General features: G+C 70.0%; 11 protein-coding genes. 9 read left to right on the forward strand and 2 right to left on the reverse strand.

From position 1 onward, the window contains the following. Positions 1-81: 81 nt before the first annotated feature. The 9 genes from AACL56_RS27230 (at position 82) to AACL56_RS27270 (ending at position 8,237) form a co-directional block, all read left to right on the forward strand. Positions 82-996: a LysR family transcriptional regulator gene (locus AACL56_RS27230; protein ID WP_339093101.1), complete on the forward strand. Its 915-nt coding sequence runs from the start codon at positions 82-84 to the stop codon at positions 994-996. Between the two features lie 256 nt (positions 997-1,252). Further along, entirely contained in the window at positions 1,253-2,095 is an 843-nt protein-coding gene (locus tag AACL56_RS27235; RefSeq protein ID WP_339093102.1) for a transporter substrate-binding domain-containing protein, read from the forward strand. Positions 2,096-2,135: 40 nt separating this feature from the next. Further along, positions 2,136-2,894: an amino acid ABC transporter ATP-binding protein gene (locus AACL56_RS27240; RefSeq protein ID WP_339093103.1), complete on the forward strand. Its 759-nt coding sequence runs from the start codon at positions 2,136-2,138 to the stop codon at positions 2,892-2,894. Positions 2,895-2,915: 21 nt separating this feature from the next. Then, positions 2,916-3,596 (forward strand): amino acid ABC transporter permease, encoded by a 681-nt coding sequence (locus AACL56_RS27245; protein ID WP_339093104.1) that lies wholly within the window; start codon positions 2,916-2,918, stop codon positions 3,594-3,596. Between the two features lie 18 nt (positions 3,597-3,614). Continuing rightward, positions 3,615-4,301, forward strand: coding sequence for an amino acid ABC transporter permease (locus AACL56_RS27250; protein WP_339093105.1), 687 nt, complete (start codon positions 3,615-3,617; stop codon positions 4,299-4,301). Between the two features lie 48 nt (positions 4,302-4,349). Next, complete coding sequence (locus AACL56_RS27255) at positions 4,350-5,285, forward strand: N-carbamoyl-D-amino-acid hydrolase (RefSeq protein WP_339093106.1); 936 nt, start codon at positions 4,350-4,352, stop codon at positions 5,283-5,285. A gap of 20 nt (positions 5,286-5,305) precedes the next feature. Then, positions 5,306-6,817, forward strand: a complete 1,512-nt coding sequence (gene hydA, locus AACL56_RS27260; protein ID WP_339093107.1) for a dihydropyrimidinase — start codon at positions 5,306-5,308, stop codon at positions 6,815-6,817. After that, a complete protein-coding gene (locus AACL56_RS27265; RefSeq protein ID WP_339093108.1) occupies positions 6,814-7,503 on the forward strand; it encodes an aspartate/glutamate racemase family protein in 690 nt (229 codons plus the stop codon). Before hydA ends, AACL56_RS27265 begins: the two co-directional genes overlap by 4 nt. Further along, positions 7,500-8,237, forward strand: coding sequence for an aspartate/glutamate racemase family protein (locus tag AACL56_RS27270; protein ID WP_339093109.1), 738 nt, complete (start codon positions 7,500-7,502; stop codon positions 8,235-8,237). Before AACL56_RS27265 ends, AACL56_RS27270 begins: the two co-directional genes overlap by 4 nt. Before the next feature lie 53 nt (positions 8,238-8,290). Here AACL56_RS27270 and AACL56_RS27275 read toward each other — a convergent pair whose 3' ends face one another. Together AACL56_RS27275 and AACL56_RS27280 are read right to left on the reverse strand one after the other, a co-directional pair. Next, entirely contained in the window at positions 8,291-10,759 is a 2,469-nt protein-coding gene (locus tag AACL56_RS27275; RefSeq protein WP_339093110.1) for a penicillin acylase family protein, read from the reverse strand. A 125-nt stretch (positions 10,760-10,884) separates the two neighbouring features. Further along, positions 10,885-13,428 (reverse strand): penicillin acylase family protein, encoded by a 2,544-nt coding sequence (locus AACL56_RS27280; protein ID WP_339093111.1) that lies wholly within the window; start codon positions 13,426-13,428, stop codon positions 10,885-10,887. Between the last annotated feature and the right edge of the window lie 89 nt (positions 13,429-13,517).

Raw genomic sequence — 13,517 nt, forward strand, 5'->3', positions numbered from 1 at the left:
CGCCGATGTCACGCGGCCGATGCGCCATCGCGGCCCTGCGCGCCAGCGGTGCACAAAAAATGTGCCGCTAAAGTTCCAAGAATGAATCTGCGCCAAATCGAAGTCTTCCGGGCCATCATGGCCACCGGGTCGGTCAGCGATGCCGCCCGCCTGCTGCATGTCTCCGTTCCCGCCGTCAGCCGCGTGCTCTCCCACACCGAGACCCAGCTCAACTTTCCCCTCTTCATCCGCATCAAGGGCCGGCTCTCGCCCACCGCGGAGGCGCGCCGGCTGTACCACGAGGTCGAGGACGTCTACCAGGGCGTGCAGCGCATCAGCGACCTCACGCATGAACTCATGGCGCGCCGCTCGGGCCTGGTCAGCGTGGTGTCGAGCCCCGGCATCGGGCACATGCTGGTGCCGATGGCCATTGCGCACTACCACCAGGCCAATCCCGAGACGCGCGTCCACTTCAAGTGCCTCAACCAGGACCTGCTGCGCGAACGGCTGCTGAGCCGCCACTTCGACCTGGGCATCTCGCTCGAGGCCGTGGACCACCCGAACCTCATCACCATGCCGATCGCGCGTTGCCGCATCGTGTGCATCTGCCCGCGCACGCATCCGCTGGCCGCGCGCAACGCAGTGGGTGCCGAGGACCTGCTGCCGCACGACCTGATGTCGTACCCGCGCGGCACGCCCTTCGGCGAACTGGTGCGCAACTTCTTCGAGCCGCTGGAAGACGCGCCGCGCATGACGCTGGAAGTCGGCTCGCCGCAGAACGCCTGCGCACTCACGCACCTGGGCGCAGGCATCGCGCTGGTCGACGAGTTCTCGCTGCAGGCATGGCCCGATGCGCGCTTTCGCATCCTGCCGGTGGAAGGATTGCAGCCGCTGGTCGCGCACCTCGTGCACCTGCGCACCGATCCGCTCTCGCCGGCCGCCGAGGCCTTCGTGCGCACCTTGCGCAGCGTGCTCATGCAGCGCGGCCTGGCTGCGCCGCAGCCCCAGGACAGCTGATTGCGCGGCGGGTTCGCTCACTCCGGGAATGCCCCAATAGCATACGTTTCGCACCACGGTTAGGCGCGAATCGACGTGCCGCACCAGTGCAGGGACAGGTGTTAACGCACGCGTAACGACGCCGCACAAAGCATCAATCGACGTCGCTTTTCTCCCTCGAAATAATTCATCGCATCGCCGCAGCACACCACTGCGGTGCGGGCCGCCCCTTCGGGCCGCCTCCATCCGCCTTGCGATTTTTTCTGGAGAAATGCCCATGTCCCGTCACCTCAAGTTCCTGCTCGCGCCGCTGGCATTCGCCATGGCCGCCGGCGCCGCCGCCGCCGACACCGCGCCGCTGCGCACCGGCGTCGATCCCAACTTTCCGCCGCATGCGTTTCCCAAGCTCAGCGGTGGCTACCAGGGCTTCAACGTCGACCTGGGCGAGGAGATCGCGCGGCGCCTGGGCCGCCGCATCGAGATCGAGGGCGCGCAGTACTCCGCGCTGATCCCCGCGCTGAACGCGGGCAAGTTCGACTTCCTGATGGCGCCGACCACGGTGTCGCCCGAGCGCGCGAAGTCGGTGCTGTTCACCGAGGGCTACCTGGAGAACAACTTCACGCTGGTCATGAAGAAGGACCGCAACGACATCCAGCGCCTGGAAGACCTCAAGGGCAAGACCATCGCCGTGAACAAGGGCTCGGGCCCCGAGGAATGGGCGCGCAACAACCAGACGAAGTACGGCTACGAGATCGCGGTGTACGGCACCAACGCCGACGCGGTGCAGGCCGTGATCTCCGGGCGCGGCGACGCCAACCTGGCAGGCGTCACGCCTTCGGCATGGGCGGTGAAGAGCACGCCCGCCATCAAAACCAGCTTCACCATCAAGACGGGTTCGGTCTGGGCCATTCCGTTCCGCCTGGACGACAAGGCCGGGCGCGACCAGGTGAGCAACGTGCTCAAGTGCATGAAGCTCGACGGCTCGCTGCAGAAGATGCACGCCAAGTGGTTCGGCGCCGCGCCGGCGGCCGATTCGGCCACGGTCGTCTCGCCGGCCGGCCATGGCATCCCGGGCCTGTTCGGCTACGAAGCCACCGCCGACAAGCCCGTCTGCAAGTAAGCGCCGAGCGCTGCCCCCTAACGCCCGAACCCACCCACCGATGACCGCCGTGACGTCTTCCTCGCTTCTGCAAGTCCGCAACCTGCACAAATCCTATGGCAGCGTGCCCGTGCTCAACGGCATCGACCTCGATGTGCAGGCGGGCGAGCTGGTCTCGGTGATCGGCCCCTCGGGCTCGGGCAAGAGCACGCTGCTGCGCTGCTGCAACCGCATGGAGGACGCCACCCGCGGCGAGGTGCGCGTGGAAGGCCACGACATCTATGCGCCGGGCGCCAATCTCAACCGGCTGCGCGAACGCGTCGGCATGGTGTTCCAGGCCTTCAACCTCTACCCGCACCTGGACGTGCTGGGCAACGTGACGCTGGCGCTGCGCAAGGTCAAGAAGATGGCACGCGACGCGGCCGAGCACACCGCCATGGAGGCACTGGCGCGCGTCGGCATGGAACACAAGGCGCGCGTGCGGCCCACGCAGCTGTCGGGCGGGCAGCAGCAGCGCGTGGGCATCGCGCGCTCGATCGCGCTGAAGCCCGCGCTGGTGCTGTTCGACGAGCCGACCAGCGCGCTCGACCCCGAGATGGTGGGCGGCGTGCTGCAGGTGATGCGCGAGCTGCGCACCGATGGCATGACCATGGTCGTGGTGACGCACGAGATGGGCTTCGCCAAGGCCGCCTCCGACCGCGTGGTGTTCATGGACGGCGGCGCCATCGTCGAGCAGGGCTCGCCGGCGCAGGTGTTCGAGGCGCCCACGCACGCGCGCACCGAGGCCTTCATTGCCAGCATCGGCAGCCGCGCGCTCTGAGCGGCCGAACCGGAACGCCGCATGCAGCTCGACAAGCTCGTCTTCACTTTCTTCAACGGCGACATCGCCGCGCGCTACCTGCCCCAGGTGCTGGACGGCGCGCGCGTGACGATCGAGCTGGGCCTGGCGGTGATCGCCGCCGGCCTGGCGCTCGGCATGCTGCTGGCCTACCTGCGCAGCCTGCCGGTGCGCGGACTGCCGCTGGCAGTGTCGACGCTGGTCGACATCTTCCGTGCCCTGCCGCCGCTGGTGCTCATCATCCTGCTGTACTACGCGCTGCCCTTCCTGGGCGTGTCGCTCGGTGCCTTCGCCTCGACCTGGCTGGCGCTCACGCTGGTGCTCGCGGCCTTTTCCGAGGAGGTGTTCTGGGCCGGCATCGAATCGCAGCCGCGCGGCGTGATGGAGGCCGCGCGCTCCACCGGCCTGAGCCACACGCAGGCCATGGTGCATGTGCTGCTGCCGCAGTCGTGCCGGCTGATGGTGGCGCCGCTGACCAACCGCGTGATCGCCATCACCAAGGGCACGGCCTACGGCTCGGTGGCCGCGCTCAACGAGATACTGAACCAGGCCACCTCGGCCACCAGCTTCGCGGGCAACCCCACGCCGCTGATGCTGGGTGCGCTGGGCTACCTCATCATCTTCCTGCCCGTGGTGATCGCCGGGCGCTACATCGAACGGCGCCACGGCGCGGGCCGCCACTGAGCCGCCGAACGGAGCCCCATGGAACTCATCCTCCAGTACTTCTTCAACCTCGGCGTGGTGCGCGAGGTCGCGCCCTACATCCTGCAGGGGCTGCTCAACACGCTGCTGCTCTCGGCCTGGGTGATCCCGCTCGGGCTGGCGGCCGGCATGGCGCTGGCGCTGGCCGGCTTCGTGATCCGCAACCGGCTGGTGCGCGCGCTGCTGGTGGTCTACATCGACTTCTTCCGCGCGTTCCCGCCGCTGGTGCTGCTGATCTTCCTGTACACCGGGCTGCCCTACCTGGGCCTGGAACTGTCGCCCATGGCCTGCGTGGCGCTGGGCTTCATGCTGAACAACTCGAGCTACTTCGGCGAGATCCTGCGCGCGGGCCTGGAATCGGTGCCGCGCGGTCAGCGCGAAGCGGCGCTGTCCACCGGCATGGGTCGCGTGGCCAGCCTCCTGTACGTGGAGATCCCGCAGGCGGTGCGCAACGTGTTCCCCGACCTCGTGAGCAACATGATCGAGGTGGTGAAGCTCACCACCATCGCCAGCGTGGTGTCGGTGCCCGAAATGCTCTATGCCGCGCGCTCCGCGCAATCGATGCTCTACAACCCCACGCCCATCGTGCTGGCCGCGCTGATCTATCTCGCGCTGCTGTGGCCGCTCGTCGTGCTGCTGGGCCGCCTGGAAAAACGCCAGGGCCGCGCCCAACCCAAGGCCGCATGACGCCGGCCGCCCCCCGAACAACCACCAACCCTGATTGAGGAAGCAAAGATGACAACCAAACGAACCTTGGGCCTGGCCGTGGCCCAGATGGGCCCGGTGCACCTGTCGGACACCCGCGAGACGGTCGTGCGCCGCCTGGTCGAGATGATGCGCGACGCCAAGGGCCGCGGCGCCGAGATGGTCGTGTTCCCCGAACTGGCGCTCACCACCTTCTTCCCGCGCTACTGGATGGAAGAGGCCGAGGCCGAGGCCCGCTTCTTCGAGGCGGCCATGCCCAACGCGCAGGTGCAGCCGCTGTTCGACGAGGCGAAGAAGCTCGGCGTGGGCTTCTACCTCGGCTATGCCGAGCGCACGCCCGAGGGCACGCGCTACAACACCGCGATCATCGTGGACCGCGCGGGCGCCATCGTCGGCAAGTACCGCAAGATCCACCTGCCGGGCCACTCCGATCACAAGCCCGACGCGCCCTTCCAGCACCTGGAGAAGAAGTTCTTCGAAGTGGGCGACCTCGGCTTCCGCGTGTTCGACACCATGGGCACGCGCTTCGGCATGTGCCTGTGCAACGACCGTCGCTGGCCCGAGACCTACCGCGTGATGGCGCTGCAGAGCGCCGAGGTGGTGGTGCTGGGCTACAACACGCCGTCGCTCAACATCCACTGGAACGAGCCGGTGCACCTGCGCACCACCACGCACTTGGTGTCGCTGCAGGCCAATGCCTACCAGAACGGCATCTGGGTGGCCGCGGCCGCCAAGTGCGGCTCCGAGGACGGCCACCACATGATCGGCAGCTCGGCCATCGTGGCGCCCACCGGCGAGATCGTCGCGCGCACCCTCACCGAGGAAGACGAGGTCATCTGCGTGAAGGCCGACATGTCGCTGGGCGAGCACTTCCGCCAGCACGTCTTCAACTTCGCCAAGCACCGCCGCCCCGAGCACTACCGCCTGATCGTCGAGCGCACCGGCGCGGGCGAGCCGCTGGTCTGAGCGCGCGCAGGGAGCCCCGAATGGACCACTCCATGGACTCGCTGATCGGCGAGGAACGCTTCGAGCTGACGATCCGCGGCGGCCGCATCGTGACCGACGGCCGCGTGATCGAGGGCGACCTCGGCGTGCGCGACGGGCGCATCGCGGCCATCGGCGGCTCGCTGCCGCCGGGCCTGCGCGACGTGGACGCCACCGGCCGCTGGGTGCTGCCGGGCGGCATCGACAGCCACTGCCACGTCGAGCAGCGCTCGGGCATGGGCATGATGTGCGCCGACGACTTCTACTCGGCCACGGTGTCGGCCGCGTTCGGCGGCACCACCACCATCCTGCCCTTCGCGGCGCAGCACCGCGGCATGTCGGTGCCCGAGGTGCTGGCCGACTACAGCCAGCGCGCGGCCGAGAAGGCGGTGATCGACTACGGCTTCCACCTGATCCTGGCGAACCCCGACGGCGCCACGCTCTCGCAGGACCTGCCCGCGGCCATCCGCGACGGCATCACCTCGCTGAAGGTCTACATGACCTACGACCGCATGAAGCTCGAGGACATCGAGCTGCTCGACGTGCTGGCCCTGGCCCGCGCCGAAGGTGCGCTGGTGATGGTGCACGCCGAGAACAACGACATGATCCGCTGGATCGCGCAGCGCCTGATCGACCGCGGCCACACCGCGCCCAAGTTCCACGGCGTGGCCCACGACCCGCTGGCCGAGACCGAAGCCGCCTACCGCGCGATCGCGCTGGCGCGGCTGGTCGACGTGCCGCTGCTGCTGGTGCACGTGGCCGGCGGCGACACGGTGGAGGTGATCCGCCAGGCGCAGCTGCTGGGCGCCAACGTGCTGGCCGAGAGCTGTCCGCAGTACCTGTTCCTCACCGCCGACGACATGGACCGCCCCGGCCTGGAAGGCGCCATGTTCTGCTGCTCGCCGCCCGCGCGCGACGCCGACGCGCAGGAGGCCATCTGGCGCGGCCTGATCGACGGCACGCTGGCCACCTACTCGTCGGACCATGCGCCCTACCGCTTCGACGAGACCGGCAAGCTGCCCAAGGGCGACGCCACCACCTTCAAGGAAATGGCCAACGGCGTGCCCGGCATCGAGCTGCGCTGCCCGCTGCTGTTCAGCGAAGGCTTCCTGAAGGGGCGCATCGACATCCACCAGTTCGTGGCGCTCACGGCCACCAACCACGCGAAGCTGTACGGCCTGGCGCCGCGCAAGGGCGCCATCGCCCTGGGCGCCGATGCCGACATCGCCGTGTGGAACGCCGAGCGCGAGACCACCATCACCGCCGCGATGCTGCACGACAACGCGGGCTACACGCCCTACGAGGGCCGCACCATCCAGGGCTGGCCCGAGGTGGTGGTGAGCCGCGGCCGCGTGGTGATCGAGAACGACGCGCTGCACGTCGAGCGCGGCAGCGGCGCATACCTGCGACGCAGCGCGCCCGACCTGCCGCGCCGCTCGCCGGCGCCCGGCACCGACCGCCCGCACGGCCGCGTGCTGAAGGCGCTGATCGGCCTCGGGGAGGACAAGGCATGAGCACGCCGCACATCGCGCCGCGCGTGCGCGTGCTGAACCCCAACAGCAGCACCAACGTGACCGACGCCGTGGCACGCGCCTTCCGTGCGACGGTGCCACCCGAGCGGTGCGCGTTCGACTGCGTGACCGCGCAGGACGGCCCGCCGGGCATCGTGACGCAGGCCGACTTCGAACTGGGCGCGCGCATCGCTGCCGACGACGTGGCCGCGCACGCCGCGCAGGCCGATGCCTTCGTGCTCGCCTGCTTCAGCGATCCCGGCGTGGCCGCGGCGCGTGCGCGCAGCGACAAGCCCGTGGTCGGCCTGGGCGAAGCGGGCATGCGCGCCGCGCTGGCGCGCGGACAGCGCGTCGGCGTGATCGCGATTGCCAGCGCGGCCATCGGACGGCACATGCGCTACTGGGAAGCGCTGGGCGTGCGCGAACGCGTGGCGGCCGAGCGCCCGCTGGACCTGCCGGTGCACCTCTCCGGCGATGCCGCGCATGCGCTCGAGCCGATGATTGCAGCGGCCCGACTGCTGGTCGACGAGGACGGCGCCGACGTCGTGCTGCTCGGCTGCGCCGGCATGGCCGACCTGCGCGCACCGCTCGAAGCGGCGGTGGGCGTGCCCGTGATCGACCCGTGCGAAGCCGCCGCCGAACTGGCGGCACGACTGGCCCTCGCGCACCGCGACCGGGTGGCGCCTTGAGCGAGACGGATACGGTGAATGCCGTGCCGCAGCGCCTGGGCGTGCTCGGCGGCATGGGGCCGCTCGCCGGTGCCGCGTTCGCGCTGCGCATGGTGCAGCTCACCCCCGCCGACAACGACCAGCAGCACATTCCCGTGCTGCTGTGCAACGACCCCGCGATTCCGGACCGATCGTCCGCGCTCATGGGCAACGGCCCGAGCCCCCTGCCCGCGATGCTGCGCGGCATCGCGACGCTGGTGGCCGGCGGCGCCGACTGCATCGCGATCCCCTGCAACACCGCGCACCTGTGGTTCGACGAGCTGCAGGCCGCGAGCCCGGTGCGGCTGCTGCACATCGTCGAATCGGTCGTGGCCGACCTGCGCCGCCAGGGCGTGACGCAGGGCAAGGTGGGCATCCTGGGCACGCCCGCGACCATCGCGATGGGCCTTTACCAGCGGTACCTGCGTGCCGCGGGCTACGAGCCGGTCGAGCCGTCGACGCACGACGTGCAGCGCCTGTGCGTGCCCGCCATCGCCGCCGTGAAGGCGAACCGCATCGACGAGGCTTTCGCGCCGGCCGCCGAGGGCATCCGCCTGCTTGCGCAGCAGAGCGCGCAGGCGGTGGTGCTCGGCTGCACCGAGCTGCCGCTCGCCGTGCCGACGAGCCGGCGCCGCGAATTCGACGTCGTGCTGACCGATTCGATCGACGCGCTGGCGCTGGCGGCCATTGGCCTGATGCGGCCTGATGCGCCCTGATGTGGCCTGACGCGGCTTGAGGCACGTGCGCCCTGCGGCGCCGTGGCCCCGCCCTATTCCCGGATCGTGACGCTGCGGTACGCAGCGTCCTTCGTGATCTCCGCTTCGGTGAACGGCACGCGCAGCCATTGCCCGGCGCTGTAGGCGCGCGTGTAGTCGCCGTTGTGCGGCGAAGCCGGGTCGTCCGACAGCGAGAAGGTCAGGAAGGTGTGCGCCTCCACGCCACCTTCGGGGAAGCGCACCACCTGCATGTAGCTGTTGCCGTTCGGGTTGCCGTCCATGGTGTAGCCGCCCTGGTCGAGGCGGCTCTCCGAGCAGAGCACCGTGAAGTAGCCCTGGCCGTCGCAGCCGCCCGACAGCGGGATCTTGCGGCCGCCGCGCGTCGCGAAGAGCATGCTGCCGCGCTGCGCATCGAGCGCGTAGCCGCTGGCCTGCACGCGCAGGATGGCCGCGCCGAAGGCCTGCCGCAGGTCCGTGGCGGCGGAAGCCTGCAGCCCGCGCGGCGTGTGGACCGGATCGGCCGCGCTGAAGGGCACGGCGTAGAGCCTGTCGGCGGGCAGCAGCGAGGCGCGCGACCAGAACTCGTCCCACACATGGGCGCCGCGCGCCGACGCCACGCCGGTGTTGTTCCAGCGCTTCAGCACCGCGCACGCGGGGCCCGTGTCGACGCTGCGCGGCGGCGAGAAGCTCTCCTTCGTCTGCGGGTCGCCGGCCACCGCGATGCGGCGCACGCTGCACACCATCGACAGGGCGCGGTCTTTGAACAGCTCGGCCGTGTAGGCGCGGCTGCCGAGCGCCGCGCGCTCGACGGCCTCGACCGTCGCGCCCTTGCCGAGCCCTTGCGCGATCATGTGGCCGAGCCGCGTGCGGAAGGTCTGCGCCTCGCCGCCGGCCGGCCCGAAGATCGGCGGGTAGCCCGTGAGCGGTGCCTTCGGATTGGCGAGCCAGTGGCTGTCGTTCATGTTGGCGACATAGTCGTCGCGCAGGAGGCTCGGCATGCGCGAGGCGCCGATGGCGCCCTTCTGCACCGAGTCGGCGTCGGTCTGCCAGTCGCAGTCGCTGCGCGAGCCGTCGAACACCGGCACCTGCGGCATCACGGCCGCGATGGCCTGGCCCGCGGGCGTGGTGCAGCGCGCCACCTGCTCGGGCGACACGTTGGGCACCGCGCCGATGTCGGCGTACCAGGCCTGCGGGCTGCCGCGGCCGACCGCCGCCGTGTTGACCCACGGGATCGAGGCTTCTTCGCGCTGCACGGCGATCAGCTCGTCGAGCGACTTCGCCTGCCCCCAGCGCAGCCACGTGCGGAAGTTGCCGGCGTTGATGTCGCGGATCGCGAAGGCCGTCGACCGGCTCCAGGCCAGCGCGGGGTCGATGGCGCCGAGGTCGACCAGCGGCCCGTACTCGGAGCCGTACAGCGTGCGCGTCACCGGCTCGACCGCGCCCGAGGGCTGCTTCACGTTCACGGTGACGGTGCGGGCCTGCATCTTCACCGCGCGGCCGTCGCGCATGTAGCTGGCCGGGTCGTTCGGCGCGAGCTTCAGCTGGTAGAGCCCGAAGCGGCGTGCCGCCGACACCGTGTGGCTCCACGCGACGTTGGCGTTGAAGCCGATCAGGATCACCGGAACGCCCAGGAACGAGGTGCCGCTCACGTCCAGCTGGCCCGGGATGGTGATCTGCGCCTGGTAGAAGCGGTCGGGGCCGCGCCAGTACCAGTGCGGGTTGCCGAACAGCAGCGGACTCGCGTCGCCCGTGGCCGAGGTGCCGAAGGCGATCATGTTGCTGCCGACGCCGGCCTTGCCGCCGACTTCGGGCGCGAAAGCCTGCGCGCCCTGCGCCGGCGCGCTCGACGACACCGTCGCGGCGGGCGGCGCCGCGTTCGCGATGTTCGAGACGAAGTTGCTGTAGCCCGCCGCCAGGTTGGTGGCGTACATGCGGCGGAAGATGTCCTGCGCGGTGATCGGCCGCACCCACGCCTCGTTGCGGCAGGCGACGTGCGCGCTCGCCTTGCTGGCCGTGCTTCCCGTGCTTCCCGTACCCGTGGCATCGGCCTTCAGCTCGCGCAGGTAGCGGTTGTAGCCTGCCGCGAAACCTTCGGCCATGCGCCGGATGCTCTCGGGCTGGGCCTTCTCGAAGGCGAGCACCGTGTCGGGTGCGATCGCATGCCGGTGGAAGAAGTCGGAATCGATGTTCTTCGGCCGGCCGATGGTGCTGTTGGCCGGCAGTTGCGCTTCGCCGCCGAAGAACTGCGAGCGCTCGCCGCGGAAGGTCAGGAAGCCGTCCGCCATGGTGCAGAGGTTATCCTGCGCCTGCGCGTAGCCGAGGCCGTAGCCCGCACCGGCCCAGTCGTCCGCCTTGATGTGCGGCACGCCCATGGCGGTGCGGCGGATCTCGGCCTTGTAGGGCCCGGGGGCCTTGGCCTCGGGCGGCGCCCCGCCGGCGGTGCCGGCGCAGGCCCCGAGGGCCAGGGCGACGGGCAGGACAAGAAAAAGCGGCCCGAGGCCGCCCGAAGATTTCGCGCGCATGCTGTGTTCCTGTGAGGTAAGAGGAACGCAGCTGCGTGGCGCATGGGCGTGCGTGGCGCGTTCTGCGCCGATCTTATAAGGCCGGCGCGACAGCCGCGCGGCACGCACGCTCCCTGGCGCCGGCGCTATTCGGCGATGGCGGTGCTGCGGTAGCCGGCGTCGGCCTTGATCTCCGCCTCCGAGAACGGCACCTTGAGCCACTTGCCTTCGCTGTAGGCGCGCGTGTAGTCGCCGTTGTGCGCCGAGGCCGGGTCGTCCGACAGCGAGAAGGTCAGGAAGGTGTGGGCCTCCACGCCACCTTCGGGGAAGCGCACCACCTGCATGTAGCTGTTGCCGTTCGGGTTGCCGTCCATGGTGTAGCCGCCCTTGTCGAGACGGTTCTCCGAGCACGAGATGGTGAAGTAGCCCGGACCGCCGCAGCCGCCGTACAGCGGGATCTTCTTGCCGCCGCGCGTGGCGAAGAGGTACTCGCCGCGCGCAGCGTCCACCGCAAAGCCGCTGGCCTGCACGCGCGCCACGGCGGCGCCGAAGGCCTCGCGCAGCTGCGTGCCGGCGCTGCTCTTCAGCTGCCGCGGGGTGTTGATCGGGTCGGCCGCATCGAAGGGCACGTTGTAGAGCGAGGCCGCCGGAATCCGCGATGCGCGGTTCCAGAACTCGTCCCACAGGTGCGCGCCCTTCGCGCCGGTGACGCCGGTGCCGTCCCATGCCGTGAGCGCGACGCAGGCGGCGCTCACGTCGATGCTCGGGCCGATGCTCTCGCCGGTGGCCGGGTCGGCGCTCACCGCGATCGGCGTGCCGTCGCACACGATCGGCAGCGCCTCGGCCCTGAACAGCTCGGCCGTCAGCACGCGGCTGTTGAGCACCATGCGCCTGACGATGTCGGACGTCGCGCCCTTCGCGCCGTAGCTGTCGGCGCCGTCGATGCGCGACTGCGCCAGCACGTTGCCCATGCGGGTGCGGAAGCTCACCGCCTCGGTGCCGGCCGGTCCCATGATGTCCGGGTAGCCGGTCATGGGCGCCTTCGGATTCGCGAGCCAGTAGCTGTCGTTCATGTTCGCCACGTAGTCGTCGCGCAGCAGGCTGGGCATGCGCGATGCGCCGATGGCGCCCTTCTGCGCCGAGTCGGCGTCGGTCTGCCAGTCGCAGGCGCTGCGCGAGCCGTCGAAGATCGGCACGCGCGGCAGCGATGGCTGGATCGAGAGGCCCACCGGCGTCGTGCAGTCCGTCACCTGCGCGGGCGACACGTTCGGCACCGCGCCGATGTCGGCATACCAGGCTTTCGCGCTGCCGCGCCCGACGGCCACGGTGTTGACCCACGGAATGGCGGCTTCCTCCCGCTGGATGGCGATGAAATCGTCGAGCGACTTCGCCTGGTTCCAGCGCAGCCAGTTGCGGAAGGTGCGGTAGTTCTCGCCGTTGATGTCGCGGATCGCGAAGGCCATGGTCTGGCTCCATGCCAGCCCGCTGTTCAGCGGCGCCAGGTTGACCATGGGGCCGTACTCGCTCTTGTAGAGCGTGCGGGTGACCTGCGTCATCGCGCCGTCCGCGCCCTTCACCTTCACCGTGATGTCGGAAGCCTGCATCTTCACCGCCGCGCCGTCGCGCATGTAGCTGGTCGGGTCGCCCGAGGCCAGCTTCAGCTGGTAGAAGCCGAAGCGCCGCGCGGTCGACACCGTGTGGCTCCAAGCGATGTTGTCGTTGAAGCCGATCAGGATCACCGGGATGCCCAGGAAGGACGTGCCGCTGATGTCGAGCTCGCCCGGAATGGTGAGCTGCGCCTGGTAGAAGCGGTCGGGCCCGCGCCAGTACCAGTGCGGGTTGCCGAACAGCAGCGGGCTCGCCTCGCCGGTGGCGGCGGTGCCGAAGCCGATCATGTTGCTGCCCACGCCCTCATGGCCGCCCACCTGCAGTTCGGGCAGGTCGAGCTTGCGCAGCGCCGCCAGTTGCACCGGCGCCTTCCTACCCGTGCCGCTGCGTGCGGAGACCTTCGTGGGCGCCACCGGCGCGGGCGCCGTGGCGGCGGCGATGTTCGCAAGGAAGTTGCTGTACCCGCCCGCCAGGTTGGCCGCGTACATCCGGCGATAGATGTCGTCGGTGCCGATGGGCTGCACCCAGGCCTCGTTGCGGCACGCCTCGTGCGCGCCGCCCGCCCCGCCTGCCTTCAGGTCGCGCACATAGCGGTTGTAGCCGGCGGCGAAGCCCTCGACCAGCTTCTTGAGGTTGTCGGGCTGCGCGTCGATCATCTTCTTCAGCACGTCGCCCGAGATGACATGGCGATGGAAGAAGTCGGACTCGATGTTCTTCGGCATGCCGATGGTGCTGCTGGCCAGCAGCGTGGCGTCGGCGCCGAGGTACTGCGAGCGCTCGCCGCGGTAGGTGAGGAACGAGTCGGCCATGGTGCAGAGGTCGTCCTCGGCCTGCGCGTAGCCGTAGCCGTAGCCCACGCCGGGCCAGTTGTCGGCCTTGATGTGCGGCACGCCCATGGCGGTGCGGCGGATCTCGGCCTTGTAGGTGCTGTCGGCCGGCGGGTTGGACGGCGGGGTCGGCGTCGGGAAGAACGCGAAGCCGCTCCCGCCGCCGCCTCCACCGCCGCAGGCAGTGAGGGCGGCCGCGGTGGCGAGCGCGAGCAGCGACAGCGGCAGTGCGCCGCGACGGATCGGATGTGTCATGAAGTCTCCAGGTGATGCTCTCTTGGCGGAGCGTCCCGGAGATTAGGCTCAGCGGCGTCCCGCGGCTTGTACGCAGCCGCTGCATCGCC

The organism is Variovorax paradoxus (assembly GCF_902712855.1).
Classification (GTDB): domain Bacteria; phylum Pseudomonadota; class Gammaproteobacteria; order Burkholderiales; family Burkholderiaceae_C; genus Variovorax; species Variovorax paradoxus_Q.